This is a genomic window from Bacteroides faecium (assembly GCF_012113595.1).
Lineage (GTDB): Bacteria > Bacteroidota > Bacteroidia > Bacteroidales > Bacteroidaceae > Bacteroides > Bacteroides faecium.
This window is the reverse complement of sequence record NZ_CP050831.1, coordinates 484791-501657: the sequence shown is the minus strand read 5'-3', so window position 1 is coordinate 501657 and position 16867 is coordinate 484791. Positions and strand designations below refer to the sequence as shown.

Annotated in this window: 11 protein-coding genes; 6 read left to right on the top strand and 5 right to left on the bottom strand. The window is 43.8% G+C overall.

The window, feature by feature from the left end; genetic code table 11:
- Positions 1-124: 124 nt before the first annotated feature.
- The 4 genes from BacF7301_RS02010 to BacF7301_RS01995 form a co-directional block, all read right to left on the bottom strand.
- Positions 125-1468, bottom strand: a complete 1344-nt coding sequence (locus BacF7301_RS02010; RefSeq protein ID WP_167959762.1) for a hypothetical protein — start codon at positions 1466-1468, stop codon at positions 125-127.
- 194 nt (positions 1469-1662) lie between these two features.
- Complete coding sequence (locus BacF7301_RS02005) at positions 1663-3201, bottom strand: DUF3868 domain-containing protein (protein WP_167959760.1); 1539 nt, start codon at positions 3199-3201, stop codon at positions 1663-1665.
- A gap of 10 nt (positions 3202-3211) precedes the next feature.
- Complete coding sequence (locus BacF7301_RS02000) at positions 3212-3799, bottom strand: DUF3575 domain-containing protein (protein ID WP_167959758.1); 588 nt, start codon at positions 3797-3799, stop codon at positions 3212-3214.
- Between the two features lie 438 nt (positions 3800-4237).
- Positions 4238-5416, bottom strand: a complete 1179-nt coding sequence (locus tag BacF7301_RS01995; protein WP_167959756.1) for a tyrosine-type recombinase/integrase — start codon at positions 5414-5416, stop codon at positions 4238-4240.
- Between the two features lie 221 nt (positions 5417-5637).
- On the opposite strand from BacF7301_RS01995, the gene BacF7301_RS01990 reads away from it, so the two are divergent.
- Complete coding sequence (locus BacF7301_RS01990) at positions 5638-6648, top strand: aldo/keto reductase (RefSeq protein ID WP_167959754.1); 1011 nt, start codon at positions 5638-5640, stop codon at positions 6646-6648.
- Position 6649: 1 nt separating this feature from the next.
- On the opposite strand, the gene BacF7301_RS01985 is transcribed toward BacF7301_RS01990, so the two are convergent.
- Entirely contained in the window at positions 6650-7207 is a 558-nt protein-coding gene (locus BacF7301_RS01985; RefSeq protein ID WP_167959753.1) for an RNA polymerase sigma-70 factor, read from the bottom strand.
- Between the two features lie 167 nt (positions 7208-7374).
- On the opposite strand from BacF7301_RS01985, the gene BacF7301_RS01980 reads away from it, so the two are divergent.
- The 5 genes from BacF7301_RS01980 to BacF7301_RS01960 all read left to right on the top strand — a co-directional run bounded on the left by BacF7301_RS01980 (position 7375) and on the right by BacF7301_RS01960 (position 16846).
- Entirely contained in the window at positions 7375-8355 is a 981-nt protein-coding gene (locus tag BacF7301_RS01980) for a FecR family protein (protein ID WP_167959750.1), read from the top strand.
- Positions 8356-8527: 172 nt separating this feature from the next.
- The gene (locus tag BacF7301_RS01975) at positions 8528-11971 is read left to right on the top strand and encodes a TonB-dependent receptor (RefSeq protein ID WP_167959748.1); all 3444 of its coding nucleotides are present in this window, start codon (positions 8528-8530) and stop codon (positions 11969-11971) included.
- 21 nt (positions 11972-11992) lie between these two features.
- Positions 11993-13861: a RagB/SusD family nutrient uptake outer membrane protein gene (locus BacF7301_RS01970; protein ID WP_167959746.1), complete on the top strand. Its 1869-nt coding sequence runs from the start codon at positions 11993-11995 to the stop codon at positions 13859-13861.
- A gap of 37 nt (positions 13862-13898) precedes the next feature.
- The gene (locus BacF7301_RS01965) at positions 13899-15527 is read left to right on the top strand and encodes an IPT/TIG domain-containing protein (RefSeq protein WP_167959744.1); all 1629 of its coding nucleotides are present in this window, start codon (positions 13899-13901) and stop codon (positions 15525-15527) included.
- 8 nt (positions 15528-15535) lie between these two features.
- Positions 15536-16846, top strand: a complete 1311-nt coding sequence (locus BacF7301_RS01960; protein WP_245208311.1) for an IPT/TIG domain-containing protein — start codon at positions 15536-15538, stop codon at positions 16844-16846.
- The last annotated feature ends 21 nt before the right edge of the window (positions 16847-16867 follow it).

Below are 16867 nucleotides of genomic sequence, written 5' to 3'. Positions count from 1 at the left end.
TGCGGTTATCACCCGTTGCCGTCATTCTTTCCGGGGGAAGGGAAACGGCTTTGTGAAGGGAAGTGGTAATCAGCCACGTCCCCCCTTTTTTAATTCGTCACTTAACGTCCGGTAGTGGTGATGATTACCACTCGGGTTTCACGTTGACAATGGTCCACTCGGTGATCTTGACAAGAACGTCAAGGTCTTTGCCTACCGGTTCCGGATTCGGATCTGTCGGGTCTACGGGTTCCGGTATTTCAGGACCTACTGTACCGTTGGCGGTAACTTTCAGCTTGGCGGAATATTGATTGATATTAATATCGGCGGCATTCAGTACATATACTTTGCCGGCGTCGAAAGAGGTAACCAGTGCATCCGCAGCTTTCAATGCACGGATTGTCAGCCATCGGGTGGAGGCTGTACCGCTTGCGCTAGTGGCAAGTTTCAGGACGAAGTGCGGCATACTTGTTTTTACATCGGTGGTGCTGGCGGACGTACCGTTTGTTGCTGTTTGAGGAAATAAATTGTATGCGATAACTTTATCTGCATCTACAGTGGTATCGAACATCTTTTCCATATCGCCACCTGCTTTATATTTATCCTGAGCGTCACTGTTCCAGTCACCTGTACCGTTGTTGGCATTTAGGACTAGATTTCCACCTTTGGTGAGAGGAATATTATTCATATAATATCCGTTAATACCTGTAATCGTGTATGCGTCATCGTATGCATAGGAGACGGTGTATGTGTAGCTCCATGTCGGATCGGGAGAGCCCGGATTCGCTTTTCTCCACGCTTCTTGAGCGGCTTTCTCTGCCGCTGCAATTGTGGCATCGCTTACATGGGCTTTAGTCTGGTCTTTTGTTCCGTTTTCAACTCCGGTTGGTAGTGTACCGCTTGCTGAACTATTCACCTTAATGTCTGTTGCTTTGCCATGAAACTCGAAACGTGATAATACAGGCGCTACGGAAACTTCGACACAGTAAAGGTCGTTCGTACTGCCGTCTGTTCTTTCACCACCTGCTGTCTTCAATGTGATATCTTCAGGTGTACCACAATATTCCATCTTCGTGTATCCTATCTGCAAGTCATTAATGTCGGCAGCACTCTTATCGACGTTCATATAAACGTTCACTTTAGTCGTTGCGCTGGGAATGCTGCTAATGCGAACAGCGCTACGGCCTGCAGCAGCGGCATCCTGGTCGTCACCTTTTGCCGTAGCTACCTGCTCGGGTGTAAAGTCATACGTGCCGAGCGAAGCACTGGATGCGTTGAAGTACTCGATGGTAATGCTTTGAATGTTGTTTCTGACCGCTGTTATTGCTTCGGTCACCTTGTCATCACTCATTCTCGTTTTAGGAGAAGCGACATCAAAAGAAAAATCGAGTGATTTCAGGTTTGTCGTTTCTTGGGTCACTTCGTTGTCCTCATTGGAACAAGCGAAAATAGTGGTGGCCAATAAAGCCATGAAAATAATTTTCTTCATTGTTTCTATAAATAAAATGTTTAATAATTGCGTTAGCATTTGCTTTTGTTTTGCCCGTTTAATAGTTTGGTCCCTAATCAAACTATAGGTGAATGCTTACCTGTACAAGGTTGTTTTTTGTTATGCTTTCCTGTTTTTTTTAGTGTTTATAAATTCTGTTATTTATCTCTGTTATTTGTCTTTGTTGCTCATCTTTATTGTTTTTTTGACTGCTGTTGCCCGATAAGGATGGCATTTTCCTGCTTCTTTGCCATTTCTTCCAGATTTTGTTTGGCTTCCGGCAATCCTGATTCTGCTGCTTTGTTCAGGTGTGATGCCGCTTTGTCATAATTGCCGCAAAGTATCTCCAGTACTCCCATTGTGTTGTGGTATTCAGGAATATCGATCGATTCTTCTATTCTGCTCAAATATCGTTTTGCGTAGACTGTATCTCTGCGCGACAACGCGGCGGCTGCCGCGTTCAAATTGGCGGTAACGTCATTGGGATATAGCCTTACGGCAGTCTCGAACAGGTCGATAAATTCTTGTGAACCTTTCTCGCAGGTGTTGGCTAGGAGGAACATTTCATTCAGGCTCAGGTTCTGCGGGCGGCTTTTGAACACCTCTTTAGCCTGTTCGATGCTGAAATTTCTGACGTCAAAGTCAATCTTGCAGATCGCTTTGCGAAGTAAGGGGCAGAACTCCCGGATGATGTATCTGTATGGCTCGCCGCCTTTCAGGTTCATCAATGTTTTTTTGCGCCTTACCTGGGCAGCATAGCCGCATTCGGCCGGAAAAGACCCGATGACTTCCAATACTTCTTTGCGATACGGCATTTGGGATGCCTCTACGCATTCTTTGAGTCCGTCCCAGTTCTCACCCCCGAAAGCGACTTTGTATAAACTCCGCGGATAATCGAACCGTGAAGCCAAATAATCGGTCAGTGCTTTGGCCCGGCTTTCGGACAACCGTTGGTTGTTGGACAGCAAGCCTTCCGGTGAAGCGTAGCCGATTACGTTAATCGTACGGACTGTGACGTCCGGATCGTCTTTTATCCCGGCAACGAGGCCGGTGACTTTCTTCAGTTCCTGCGGATTATTCATGTAATCGGGGCGGATGTCGGTCTTGTTTACAACGAAATCCAGAAAAGCCTCGCCGGTGATTTCGCGTCTCTTTACCGGTTCGGCGACAGGTTGGACGTATGCCATGCTGGGAGTTATTTCGTACGGCTCTATTATTTTCTCTAACGTTATCCGGTTGGCAAGCATGGTGATACCCATTCTCCGCGCAGGATTGCCGCAGCCGCAAAGGTCTTCATACATATCCAGCTTTGCGTCCGCCATCCATGAACTGTACTTCACGGCTACGCTGTATGCGATTGTTCTCGAGTTTCCGGATTTGAATCCGGGGACGACTGCATACGGAGCTTCTGCGGCATACGCCGCTTTTTCCCGGCTGCTCATTAGAGCGGTTTCCCGTCGGTACACATTATAGTTTTCACGCCCCTTTACGACTACTTCGGGCAGGTACAACCTGTCGCTTGCCGCTACCAGAGCAGGAACCAGACTGATTGAACGGCGTGAATCTACGTTAACTCCGGAAATGTCGAAAGTGAGTTTTACGTACACCGAATCTCCTTCCTGTTGCAGGGATAACATGGTGACATGCATTTTGCCGGAATACTCTTTTTGTTGTGCTGATGTGTCCATACAGAACAGCAACACTATGACGAATAGCATATATTGTCTTTTCATGTTTGTTTGTCTATTTAATATAATATATCAGTGATATTCCTGCTTTCGTAGGACCGAAATAATTTTTGCTTTCTGTCCCGGTTTTTTCGCCGCACTTTTGGCATTTGTACTTGTCATAGTGCAGGCGTGCATATCCGATTCCTATATTGGCTTCAATGCTCCATCGTATGCCTAGAAAGAGGTTGTAACCGTATGAAATTCCCCCTCCGTAGCCGTAGCCTTCGAAGCGGTATTCTTTAGAACCTTTACCGAATATGAGTGGCAAATCCTGTTGTGCAATATTATATTGGCTACCGAGAACGTGCACTCCGAGAAAGTGTCCGGAGAAGCGTTGGCATAACCAGTAACGGTATTCTATCTCGCCTAGCCAGTGGACTAGTTTTTTGTTGTTTTCAGCCGTTCCGTCAAGATTCCAGGGATTATAGCCCCCGCCTAAATCGAGTGTGCTTCTTTTACCCAAACCTACTTCAATACTAAGGTTCGGGGTATAAGTATAACCTCCGTAAAGTAAATTTGTTTTTATAGCTATATCCTGTGCTCTCGAGTATGAAACGAGAAGGGTTAGGATGAGGATGGTGAAAATACTTTTTATTTTCATTATATTTACTTGTTGATTATTTTTGTATGTGTTTTTTAAGCTTGTACTATTTGTCTGTTTGTTTCGTTAATTGAAAAAAATGTAATATCTACCTGTTCTTTCTCTTCAAAAGAGACGGAACAAAACTTATATTATGTATGTAATTGTATTATAATCAGTGATATAATTGTATGCTTGGCTGGCGGAAAATTTCTTTTATTTATGAAATACGGGTAAATATATTTGTGGTCGTTTGAGGATTATAGTGTGGATGTTATTTTGAATATAGCTTGAATATTGTTTGAGAAATACTTGCGAGTAAATATTTAAATTGTTTATTTTGCAAATAAATATTTTGTTCCGTCTCTTTTGAAGAGAAAGAAATACAGTGAACAATAATGTGTAAATCAATTGATTATGCATAGACTGTAATTCCATCTTGTAGTCCTGCATACATTCCTATATATCAGAAATTAGTTTGGCATTAGCATCATCAATTACGGACCTGTCGAGAGATGAGAGATATATTCGAGTTGTCTTTTCGCTATTATGTCCCATACTTTCACTGATGATTTGTGTAGATATACCTTTTTTCTTGGCTAGTGTAGCCCAACTATGGCGCGCCACATATGAAGTCAGAGGTTTGGAAAGTCCCATGAAACCGGAGATTTTCTTTAAATGAATGTTATGAAGTCTCAAGGCACTATCATAATTCTGTGCGCTTTCTGATAAAACAGGAAATAAGAAAGTTCCGTTACTGTAATGAGAGTATCTATCAATAATAGCTTTTAAGCATATTTCCAGTTTAATGCTAAGTTCTTGTCCGGTCTTATGGCGTCGGTAAATAATATATTCTCCTTGGATATTCTCTTGGGTTAGGTACGCCAGATCAATAAAGGCCATTCCTCGTGCATAAAAACTGAACATAAACATATCGCGTGAAAATGCCAATCGTGGTTTTGACGATAAGTCCAATGTTTTAAATCTTGATATGACATCTTCATCTATTGCCCGTTTGACGGTTTTGTCATTACCTACGAATACTTTTTTAAATGGATGCTTTTGTTCTGTATAGCTTTCCTCGACAGCTCTATTATAAATGGCTCTTAGGTTTCGCATATAGAATGAAATAGTATTATTACATACCTGCTGTTTTTTCAGATATCTTTCGTAGTCTGAAATAAGTTTAGGGGTCAGTTCTTCGAAAGAAATGTCAACTCCGTTTCTAAATCGGAGGAAACTTTTTACTGAAGCTATATATGATTTTGCAGTTCGGGGTTGGTTCTTGGCATACAAATCATTTGTGACACTCTCGCTGAATACGGATAAGATGCTTTCACCTTGAATCTTTTTGAAAAGTTTGATGATGGTATCAATGTTGTTTTCACTTGCCAAAATGTGCTGAAGGTGTCGAATATCCCGGATGATGGAGTTTTCAATGAGTTGCAGTTCATATCTGCGCTGATATTCGGCATTTGATATCGCAATTAGCGAACGCTTGTCATCCCACTCGTGTGAATGAATCTTATACGGAGTTGTTATTTCTCTGTATTCTTTATTCCTTGTCAACAGATAATAGATTGTTCCTTTCTTTTTCTTAATTGTTGATTCTCTGAATTTAACCTTGATAGTTATCATATTTTTCTTTTTTTTAGGTAACGTGGACTACCGGCTATTGTTTTTTGTAAGGGGTAGAACGGTTTTATATTTTTGTTTAATTGTCTCAAGTAAAGAGACTGTCAGGGTTGTTATGGAAACTTTATTTAAATAATGCTGCCATAAAATTTAGGCTGGTTCAAAAGTATTATTAAAATATATTTTCCTTTCTTTGTGGAAGGAAAATATAAACATTCTGATTTATGGAAAATTCATTCACTTATCAGCCGGCAACCGACCGTTATGACCGTATGCAGTATAAATATTGCGGCAAGAGCGGCTTGCAGTTACCTCTTATTTCTTTAGGATTGTGGCACAACTTCGGTAGTGTGGACAATTTCAATGTGGCAACCGACATGATTAAATATGCTTTTGACCATGGCATTACTCATTTCGATTTGGCAAACAACTACGGCCCTGTTTCCGGAAGTGCTGAAACCAATTTCGGGCGGATTTTGAAAGACAATTTCCAAGGTTATCGGGATGAAATGATTATCTCTTCCAAAGCCGGACATGAAATGTGGGCGGGGCCTTATGGTGACGGTAGTTCCCGCAAAAATCTGATGGCAAGTATCAACCAAAGTCTCCGTCGCACAGGATTGGAGTATTTCGATATTTTTTATAGCCATCGTTATGACGGAGTAACCCCGGTAGAAGAAACGATTCAAACATTGATTGATATAGTAAAACAGGGTAAAGCCCTCTATATCGGAATATCCAAGTATCCCCCCGAACAAGCGCGCATTGCCTACGAAATGATGGCAAAAGCAGGTGTACCCTGTCTTATCAGCCAATACCGTTACAGCATGTTCGACCGTGCAGTGGAAGCCGAAACCCTTCCTTTGGCTGCTAAATTCGGTTCCGGCTTTATCGCCTTTTCCCCTTTGGCGCAAGGCTTGCTGACTGACAAATATTTGAACGGTATCCCTGAAGGCTCGCGGGCCGCACGCTCTTCCGGTTTCCTTCAGCGTTCGCAAGTGACTCCCGAAAAGATAGAAGCTGCCCGGCAGTTAAATGAAATAGCCCGTCTTCGTGGACAGACATTAGCAGAAATGGCATTGGCATGGGTGCTGAGAGATAAAAGGATGACATCGGTGATAGTGGGGGCAAGTTCCGTGAATCAGTTGGCTGACAATCTCAAAGCATTGGAACATTTGGATTTCACACCGGATGATTTGGCTGAAATAGAACAAATATTATCCCGGACGATTTAGCTTACTTAAAATACTTTTGCAGGCTTGCTGTTAATTTGCGAATAGCATTGGTCATATGTGTATTGACAGTTCTTTCGGATATGTCCAGTGCTTCGCTGATTTGTTTATAACTCATAAGCTCCTCTTTCGCCATGCAATAAACGATTCTTGTTTTTTCGGGGAGTTGCTGGATAGCCTGCTGCATATTCTCCTCCATATCTTTTTTCAGCAGTTTCTCTTCCGGGGTGAGATCATTTCCTGGTATTTCTATTACGATTTGGTTGATGGAGCTTAGATTGTCCTGACGGTGTTTCTCCAAAAATGAAAGAGCATGGTTCTTGACTGTGATAAATAAATAAGAATCCCAATCCTTCACATCTTTCAGATTCTGACGTTTATCCCACAAAGTGAGAAATACCTCAGACAACACATCTTCGGCAAACGAAGTAGATTGGACGAAATATAATGCAATGGAATAGCACTTCTTGAAGTACCGCTTATACATTTTTTCAAAGCAAGAAGAATTACCCTCGCTGATTTGACGTAATAGACAACTAATGTCATCTTCTTTGTGTGACATATTCAAGAGTTTGATTATAAGGTGTTTATAATAAAATGATAGAAATGTAGAAGCGTCTATTAACAATATTTATTTGCAAAAGTAACTTTTTATTTGAATTCAACTACGTATTTTGAATTTTATTTCTGTCTTTATTTATAGAAGCGCTTAATAATATTTGTAGAACGATGAAAGAAGACAGTAAAATATGGGACTTGCTTGCTAAAAGAACAGATCATTCTTTGAGTAAAGAAGAAGAAGAGTCACTGGATCAGATGCTGAAAGAGGACTCCTCTTTGCAGCGTGCTTCCCGGTTGGTGGAAGGCTCGCAGGTGAACATGGATACCCATCAGACAGAAGAAGCAATGAATCGTACCTGGAGTAAGATAGAAACAGGCATGAAGACAGACAGGAAACCTCGACTGAAACTAATCATTCGTCGTTATGCCGTTGCCGCCAGTATTGCCGTTTTGTTTGTGCTGGGTGGACTTCTGGGGTATCAGCTTTGGGGAAAACCGGATATGTTGATTGTGATGAACCAGGGAAAAGAAGCCTTGTTGTTTACGCTTCCTGACAATTCCAAAGTTTGGCTAGGTGGCGGTTCGAGCTTGAAATATCCGGATGAACTTTCGGGACGCAACCGCGAAGTATATTTGGAAGGCGAAGCATTCTTTGATGTGAAAAAAGATAATGGAAGAACCTTTCAGGTAGTTACGGACATTGTAGAAGTAATGGTACTTGGCACCCGTTTTGACGTCAGGGTATCCAAAACGGAAAGCACGGCGGAAGTTGTACTGGAATCCGGTTCCGTGAAACTGAATGAGCGTAACAAGACAGAAGACGGAGTGATTTTAAGGCCGGGCGAGATGGGACGCGTCATGCAGCAGTCCGGCATTGAAGTACGTCATGTCGATCTTCAACTCTACACTACCTGGAAAGATAAATATATGAATATCGAATCCCAAAAAATGGACAATGTGATGTTTATGTTGAGCAAACGTTACCACACGGAGATTCGTATTGAAGGCGAGGAATTGAAAGCGGAAATATTCTCAGGACGTTTTGACATTGATCAGTCTTTGGAGAATATTTTTGAGACGATTGATTTGATTACTCCCATTCGCTTTCAGAAACAACCGGATGGCACTTACCTAGTGACTCCGAAATAAAAGAGATAGGCAGCCTGATAATATGATAAACTGAAAAAAAAATTGCTAACCCTAAAAAGAAAAATGATGAACACCACTTAAAAAAGAAAAAAAGGATCGGAAAATTCCCGTTTTCCAATCCTCTTCAGATTAAAATTAACTCTACCTTTTATTAATTTTAAATTGCAAATTTATGAAAAATATTTCAATCCCAAAGGGAGTGAGAGGTTTTATTTTGCCCTCATCCTTTTTGGGGAAGCTAAGACTATGTACCTGGCAAATATTATTTCTACTCTTCTTTGTACCTGCCCAGTCATGGTCGCAACAGTCAGAATTGTTGACTCTAAATATGAAAAGCGTTACGCTGAAACAGTTTGTGGAAGCCGTTCAAACTCAAAGCGGGTATTCATTCCTTTACAAAGATAATCAACTAAATACAAATCAGCGCGTTACAGTTTCAGCAAAGAAACAATCAATAGATGTCGTGCTGGAACAGGCTTTTAAAGGCAAAGGAATTTCCTGGAAAATTCAGGGCAAGCAAATTTTACTCTTTCCTGCGAAAGAGGAATCTGCTGCCGGTACCGGTACGAAGAAATCGCGCACCGTAAAAGGTAATGTCACTACTACCACCGGTGAGTCAATTCCGGGTGCAAGTGTGAAATTATTAAACGCCACTACCGGAGTGATTACTGACATCGACGGATTTTATATGATTACAGTGCCCGATGGTCAGACAACACTGGAATACCGCTTTATGGGATACGAAGCCCGGACTGTAAAAGTAGGTAATCAGACTACCATTAATGTCTCTTTGGAGGAAGCGACTTCCAGTCTGGAAGAAGTTGTGGTAGTTGGTTATGGTGCTCAAAAGAAAGTGACGATGACAGGCTCGGTAGCTTCGGTGAATATAGGAAGCCTGAAAACTCCGGTCGCAAATCTGAGCAATGCCTTGCAAGGTAAGGTGGCGGGTATTATCTCTGTTCAATCCAGCGGTGAACCGGGATACGATAACTCGACCTTTACCATCCGCGGTATCGGTACTTTCACGGGAAACACTTCTCCACTGGTTATTGTAGACGGTGTACAGCGTGACGACGTAAACTCCACTTATGGGGGTGCTTATAACAATATTGACCCGGAAGACATCGTCAGCATCTCTCTGCTGAAAGACGCTTCCGCCACTGCCGTATACGGTGCGAAAGGTGCTAACGGCGTAATGATTATTACTACAAAGCGCGGAACAGTCGGCAAACCAAAAATCTCTATCAAGGCAGAGACAGGCTTTACAAACTTCACTAAAGTACCCAAGATGTTGAGCGGCGCCGACTATATGATGCTTTACAATGAAAGCCGTCGAAACTCAGGATTGAACGAAGTTTACTCCCGCGAGCAGATATTGAAGACCGAAAGCGGATTGGATCCCTACTTATACCCAAATGTAGACTGGATCAATCAGATCTATAAGAAAGTATCTTCCGTATCCAATGTCAATCTGAATATCAGTGGCGGTAGCGACCTGGTCCGTTATTACCTGTCAGCTTCTTTCTATAATCAAGGCGGACAATACAACGTAAAGGATGAAAACGGCTATAATCCTAACCTGAATTATAAACGTTATGATTTTCGTAGCAATGTAGACGTGAATATAACGAAAACCACCTTATTACAGATGAACCTCTCTGCCATCATGGTCGATTCACGTTATCCCGGCATTGGGGCCAATAAACTTTGGTACGAAGCATTTTCCACCTCACCGGTCGCTTTCCCTGTCCGTTATCCGGACGGACGTTGGGCAGGTCCCCCCGCCAATGCAGGTTCCAATCCGATGAATGAAGTACAAAATACGGGTTATACCGATACCTTCCGTCCTGCCTTGCAATCAGTATTTACGGTCAATCAGAAATTAGATTTCATAACCAAAGGTCTTTCGGCCTATGTACGTTTTTCATTCGACAGTTATAGTGAATTCAATAACAAACGTACGGGAGGAGTGGATTTATGGTATGCCAACCAACGTGACGGCAATGGAGAACTTATCTTCGGGAAACCTATCAAAGAAGGTTCTGACGAACTCTATTACGAGCACAGTGATACCGGGGAAAGAGTAATCTATACCGAAGCAAACATAGCCTATGACCGCACATTCGGTTCACACAACATCAACGGAATGGTACTTTATAATATGCGTAACCGTATGATTGCTACCGCCGGAAGTGCCATTGCTTCTATTCCTTACCGTAATCAGGCAGTTGCAGCCCGTTTGGGATATGGCTATAAAGACCGCTACCTGGCAGAAATAAACGGTTCCTATACCGGTTCGGAGAATTTTGCTCCCGGACACCGTTTCGGCTTTTTCCCTGCCGCTTCCGTAGGATGGGTAATCTCACACGAACCATTTTTCCAAAACATTGTTCAAACGGTCGATTTATTAAAGCTGCGTGCTTCCTATGGTATCGTAGGTAATGATAACATTGGCGGAACAGGCGACCGTTTTGCCTATTTTACCCAGTTCGGAAGTGGAAACAACTACGGCTTCGGTCCGAATGGTAATCTCGTATATGGTATCAGGGAGACTCTTCTAGGCTCAGACAAACTGACTTGGGAAAAGTCTTATAAAACAAATATCGGTTTGGAAATGATGCTTTTAGGCAAACTCAGTCTGACACTGGATTATTATTGGGAAAGACGTAAAGACATCCTGATTCAGCGTTCTTCCTTACCGAGCATGGCAGGATTTGATGCTGCCATCTATGCCAACATGGGTGAGATGGATAATAAGGGACTGGATGCCAACCTCGAATACCAGACCCGTATCAACAACAAAGTGGGACTGCGCCTGTATGGTAACGTGACTTACAGTAAAAACAAAATCGTATTCCGTGACGAACCGGATATGCAATATGCTTATCAGAAAAGTGAAGGAACCCGTTATGGCGAATACTACGGTTATATAGCCGACGGTTATTTCCAAAGTTGGGAAGAGATAGCAAACAGTCCGAAGCAATTGCGCGAACTGGCTCCCGGTGACATCAAATACAAAGACCTCAACAATGACAATGTGATTGATGCCAACGACCAATGTTATCTGGGCAAGTCCTGGTTCCCTTCCTGGTCCTACGGTATGGGTTTCAATGTCAACTATCATAACTTTGACCTGTCCCTGTTCTTCCAGGGTGTATCCGATGTATCCATTATGGCTAATGGTGGTTCTATGGACACAGGCAATGGTGATTGGGGAGCAGGCGGAGTAGGTATCGTACCTTTCACCGGTATGGGGCTGAATCCGAGTAACGTTATTACCAAAGCATTGGATCGCTGGACGGAAGACAATCCGCGTGCAGATGCATGGTATCCGCGTATGACCGCCAATGCCAGTACCAGTGACAATAATTATGTAAATAGTACACACTGGCTGAAAAACGGTAACTACCTGCGTCTGAAACAAGCATCGTTGGGATATACCCTTGAGAACAAGAAGCTGATGGACAAGGGGATAGAATACCTCTATTTCTACCTGTCCGGACAAAACCTGCTGACCTTCTCCAAATTCAAACTGTGGGATCCCGAACTTGGCTCTAATGGGGCAAAATATCCGCTATCACGCATGGTAACCTTGGGAATGAGAGTTTCATTTTAATCTAATCAAGCAATGAAAACAATGAAAAAAATATTTAACCGTATATTGGCTGCCGGATTATTATCTATTGGCGCGATGGGAATGGTCACTTCCTGTGACTATCTGGATCAGAAGCCTGAGAATCTGAAAACATCGGATATGATCTGGGAAACCCGTACAGATGCAGAGGCTTACTTATATAATATCTACGGATATATCTGGCTATCTACGGATGATCCGGTCGTATTTGGCTTTGCCGACGAAAGTTCTTGTGTATTCTCCAATACGAATGTCCGTAAGATGGTGGAAGGTAACTGGGGCCCTTCCAATACGCTGGGAGATAATAAATGGAATGCCGCTTATCGGGGTATTCAGAAAGCGCTTATTTTTGAAGAGAATATAGACCGTGTTCCCGAAGGCGTGCTGAGCACAGACCTGAAGATACAATACAAGGCAGAGTCACGCTTCCTGCGCGGTTGGTTCTACTGGAACATCTTGCGCCTGTATGGTCCGTTTGTGATTTTTGATAAACCGGTCGAACAGGACGAAGACTTTAATAAATACGTGCGCCGTCCGTTTGAAGAATGTGTAGAGTATGTTTGTGAACTGATGGAATCCACGCTGGGCGAACTCCCGGAAGTATGGACTTCTACGGCATACTTGGGACGTCCTACGAAAGGCGCCGCCTTGGCCGTAATCTCACAAGTACGTTTGTTGGCAGCCAGCGAACTTTGGAATGGAAATCCCCGTCTAAAGGATTTCAAGAATAAGGACGGCGAACTGCTGGCGCCCCAGACCAAAGATAACGAGAAATGGCGGATTGCCGCTGAGGCTGCCGAAGATGTGATTGATTTGGGTATTTATCACCTCTACCGTAATACGGAAAGCGGTGACAGAACCTTTGACCCTTATTTGTCTTTCCGCGATTTATTTATGTCCGGCAATCATGCCGAAGTCATATTCGCTACACATAAATCAGGAGACTGGCAGTGGGGCTATGACAAACGTTGCAACCCGAAAAACGGCGGATATAGCATGCAGAATGCGACACAAAATATCGTAGATGCGTTCTTGACCCGTGACGGACTGGATATTAATGATGATGAGAACTATACCGAAGCAGGATTCGCGAAAGAAGACGACCCCGCAGAATACGGAAAAGTCCGTAATGAAATCAACCGGGGATACCGCAAGGGAGAATCCAATATGTACGCCAACCGTGAGCCCCGTTTCTATGCTTCCGTACATTACAATGGACGTCCTGCACTTTCTGCCATTACCGTAGACGACCGCAACTACTTCTCATCCGACAAGAATAAGGACGGATTCGGAAGAGCTGAATATTACTATTCGGGTTCATCGGGCGCAGGAACGCAAATGACTGACTTTACCGGCTACAATATAGCGAAGAAAGTAAGTACCTCTTCCAGTATCCGTAACGACCAGGCGGTATATCGTCCGTTTATACATATTCGTTACGCCGAGATACTCTTGAACTATATGGAAGCGATGAATGAATACAACCCTGAAGATTCCAAAATTATCAGCTACTTTAATGAAATCCGTGACCGTGCAGGTATTCCGAAGATTATGGCTACCTACCCGCAGGATTTGGGAGACAAGGACAAAATGCGTGAATGGATTCTTCGTGAACGCCAAATCGAACTGGCTTTCGAAGGCGACCGTTTCTGGACACTTGCCCGCCGCCTGCTTTATGAGAAAGAAGAAAACCGCAAGATCTATCGTATGAATGTGCTTGCCGACGACCAGGGACAAGGCTTTGCTTTTGAAGGTTTCTATGAACGTAAAATCTTGCAGACCAGATATTGGGATAATAAGATGTACCTGTATCCTATCTATCAGACAGAGATTGACCGCGGACGTGGCCTGGTACAGAATCCGGGATGGTAAATTTTCCCCGATAATATAAAACTAATAAGATAGCAAAATGAAAACAATTTCATACTATATATCTATGGCTGTTATCCTGACAGCAGCCATTATCACCGGAGGTTGTACGGACGATGATGAAAAGTCGCTGTCGCTCCGTTCCGGAGAGCTTTCTATCTATGATTTTGCTCCGAATACAGGAAAAGGCGGCACGCAATTACTGATAAACGGAGAGCAGTTTCCCCTGGATGCGGCTTCTATCAGTGTGACCATCAATGAAGTGGAACTCTCCATTCTGCGTTCCAATGAAGAACAATTATTGGTCGAAGTTCCTGATAATGAAGCGATAGGGACAGCTCCTATTGTCATCAATACAAAAGGAAAGACCACCCAATCGGAAGTAAACTTTACTTTCCGGAAAACAGCCATCACAGGCTTTTCTCCTGCTTACGGAAAAGTAGGGACGAAGGTACGCATCTATGTGGAGAACCTGCCGGCAGAAATCAAGAATCCGACTGCAACTTATAATGGCATAACGGCAGAATGTACGGCAGAAGAAGGTTATTTCCAGGTGACTATTCCCGAAGCGGATTTCGGTTCTTATCCTATTATCATCAGCTTCAACGGAAGAACGCTTTCTACCGGTGAATTTGAATATAAAGACCTCTTGTTCGAGCGTACGATTACCACGCTGCCGGGAAGTTCCGAATTTAATATAATGTGTGCGGATTGGGAATACCGCCGGGGCGGAATCGCGGTAGATAACGACGGCAACGTATATCTGACGGATATAGGCAATTTGCGTGTTCGTAAAATCACGCCCGACGGAACCGTCAGCGAAGCGGCCGGCGCAGGAACGGAAAGTACGGTTGACTGGGGACTAAACTGGCGATATGAAAATGGTGGCACAGGTTCCTACAACGCAGTGGTACGTCCTACTGACTTAAAGGTGGATAGCAAGGGAAATATGTATATCTGTGACGACTGGACAGGTGCAACCGTATGTTTCGAACCCGATGGCAAAGCTCTTTATTTGGGTTGGCAGGCAGCCATTAGTCTGGCTGTTGATGAGGCGAACAACCGGCTTTACAGCATGAAGTCAAACGGAGATATTCTTCTCAAGGACTTGAATGATTATGGCGGTGACCCGGCAAGCGCAGGTACTTTGATTATTACCGGCAATGGAAGTTGCGGCGGAATGGACGTAGATAAGACTACGGGAGATCTTTATACTACCAATATCGGAACTCACCAAATCATCAAATATGCAAAAGACAGTTGGGGTACACCGATTGTGATAGCCGGCAGCGGACGGAGCGGATACTCCGACGGTGCGTACAACGAAGCTACATTTACCAGCCCGTGGGGAATAGCTGTTACGCCGGACGGAAACATTCTGGTGGCAGGCAATGGTACGTCAGATGCTTCGACAGTCAGTGCCGACCAGAGTATTCGTTACATAGACCAGAAGACGGGAATGGTTTCCACCTTCGCTGGTTCGGGAACATCCGGCAATACGGACAGCAGCTTCGAAGTACTCTCTTATGCTGGAATCAATTCCACTATCGAAAGCCTGCCTGCTGCCTTTGGCGCTCCTTCTTCTGTATGCGTCGGCAAGGACGGTACGGTGTATGTATTAGACCGCCGGAATAATTGTGTAAAGAAAATAACAACCGTAGAAAAATGATAAGTCTTATGAAACTGAACATTATTCAATATATTACTTTGGCTTTGCTGGTATGCAGTACAAGTCTGCTTAGCAGTTGTAAGGACGACGACGGGCACGATGCCGGCAGTCCGGTGGTAGTGAACCGTTTCTATCCGACCAGCGGTAGCGCCGGAACGGAAATCCTTATTACCGGAAAGAACTTTTCGGAGAATCCGGAAGATATTTCGGTGACTTTAGGAAACATTCCCTTAAAAGTGCTGAGCTGCAACATGAACAATATCATGGCTATTGTTCCGCCCAAGTTAGGTGACGGTGTGTTGACAGTTACTGTCGCCAACCGGGAGCCTGTCCGCACCATTGAAGCATTCACCTATTCGTTCTCAGCGGTAGTTACCACTTTTGCCGGTAGCAGCAATGGCGAACCGGGATACCAGGATGGCAATGGAAGCGAAGCATTGTTCTTCTTTGACGGTGCCAAGGGAGATCCTGCCGAAGACTGGCGGAAAGGCTCCATTTGCGTCGATGACGCTGGAAACGTGTACGTAGGCGACTGTGTCAACTATTGTGTCCGCAAGATTACTCCCGACGGAACAGTTACCACTTTGGCCGGACTCGCCGGAAACAGCGGTGACATAGACGGAACAGGAGCACAAGCCCGCTTCAATGGACTCTATGGTATGGATTGTGATGCGGAAGGCAATATCATCATGACCGATGTGTTCGGATGGAAAATCAGGAAAATAACTCCTGATGGCGTGGTGACCACACTTGGGGAGACTAGCTTTGAACCTTGGATGCTGACTGTGGATAAGGGCAACGGAGATATTTTTGTCTCATCCAATAGCGGTATATATAAATGGACAAAAGACGGTTCTACCCAGATTTCTACCGGTAATTTCAGAGGACTTGCTTTGGACAAAGAAGGCAATTTGTACGGAGCCGATCAGATATTGAATGGCATAGTCAAATTCAAGGCCGGTACTTGGGAAGCAGAGAATCTGACAGGTAAGGGTACGGCAGGATATTTGAACGGAGCCTTTGAAGACGCTCTCTTTACATTTCCGTGCGATTTGGCCATTGATTCGAATGGAGATATTTACGTGGCCGGTAATGGTTCATGGAATGGCGGCGAGAATCTCGACCAAAGTATCCGTTTGCTCGATATGACAAACAGGACCGTACGCTTAGTTGCAGGAGGTACTCAGGAAGGATATGTAGATGCGAATGGCTCGTCAGCCGTTTTCGCAGGCCCGCAAGATCTGGCTGTCGACAAGAATGGCGTGATTTATGTCTATGACAAGAAAAATAATGTAATAAGAAAAATTGTTTACGAGTAATTAAGGGGGGTATTTAAAAAG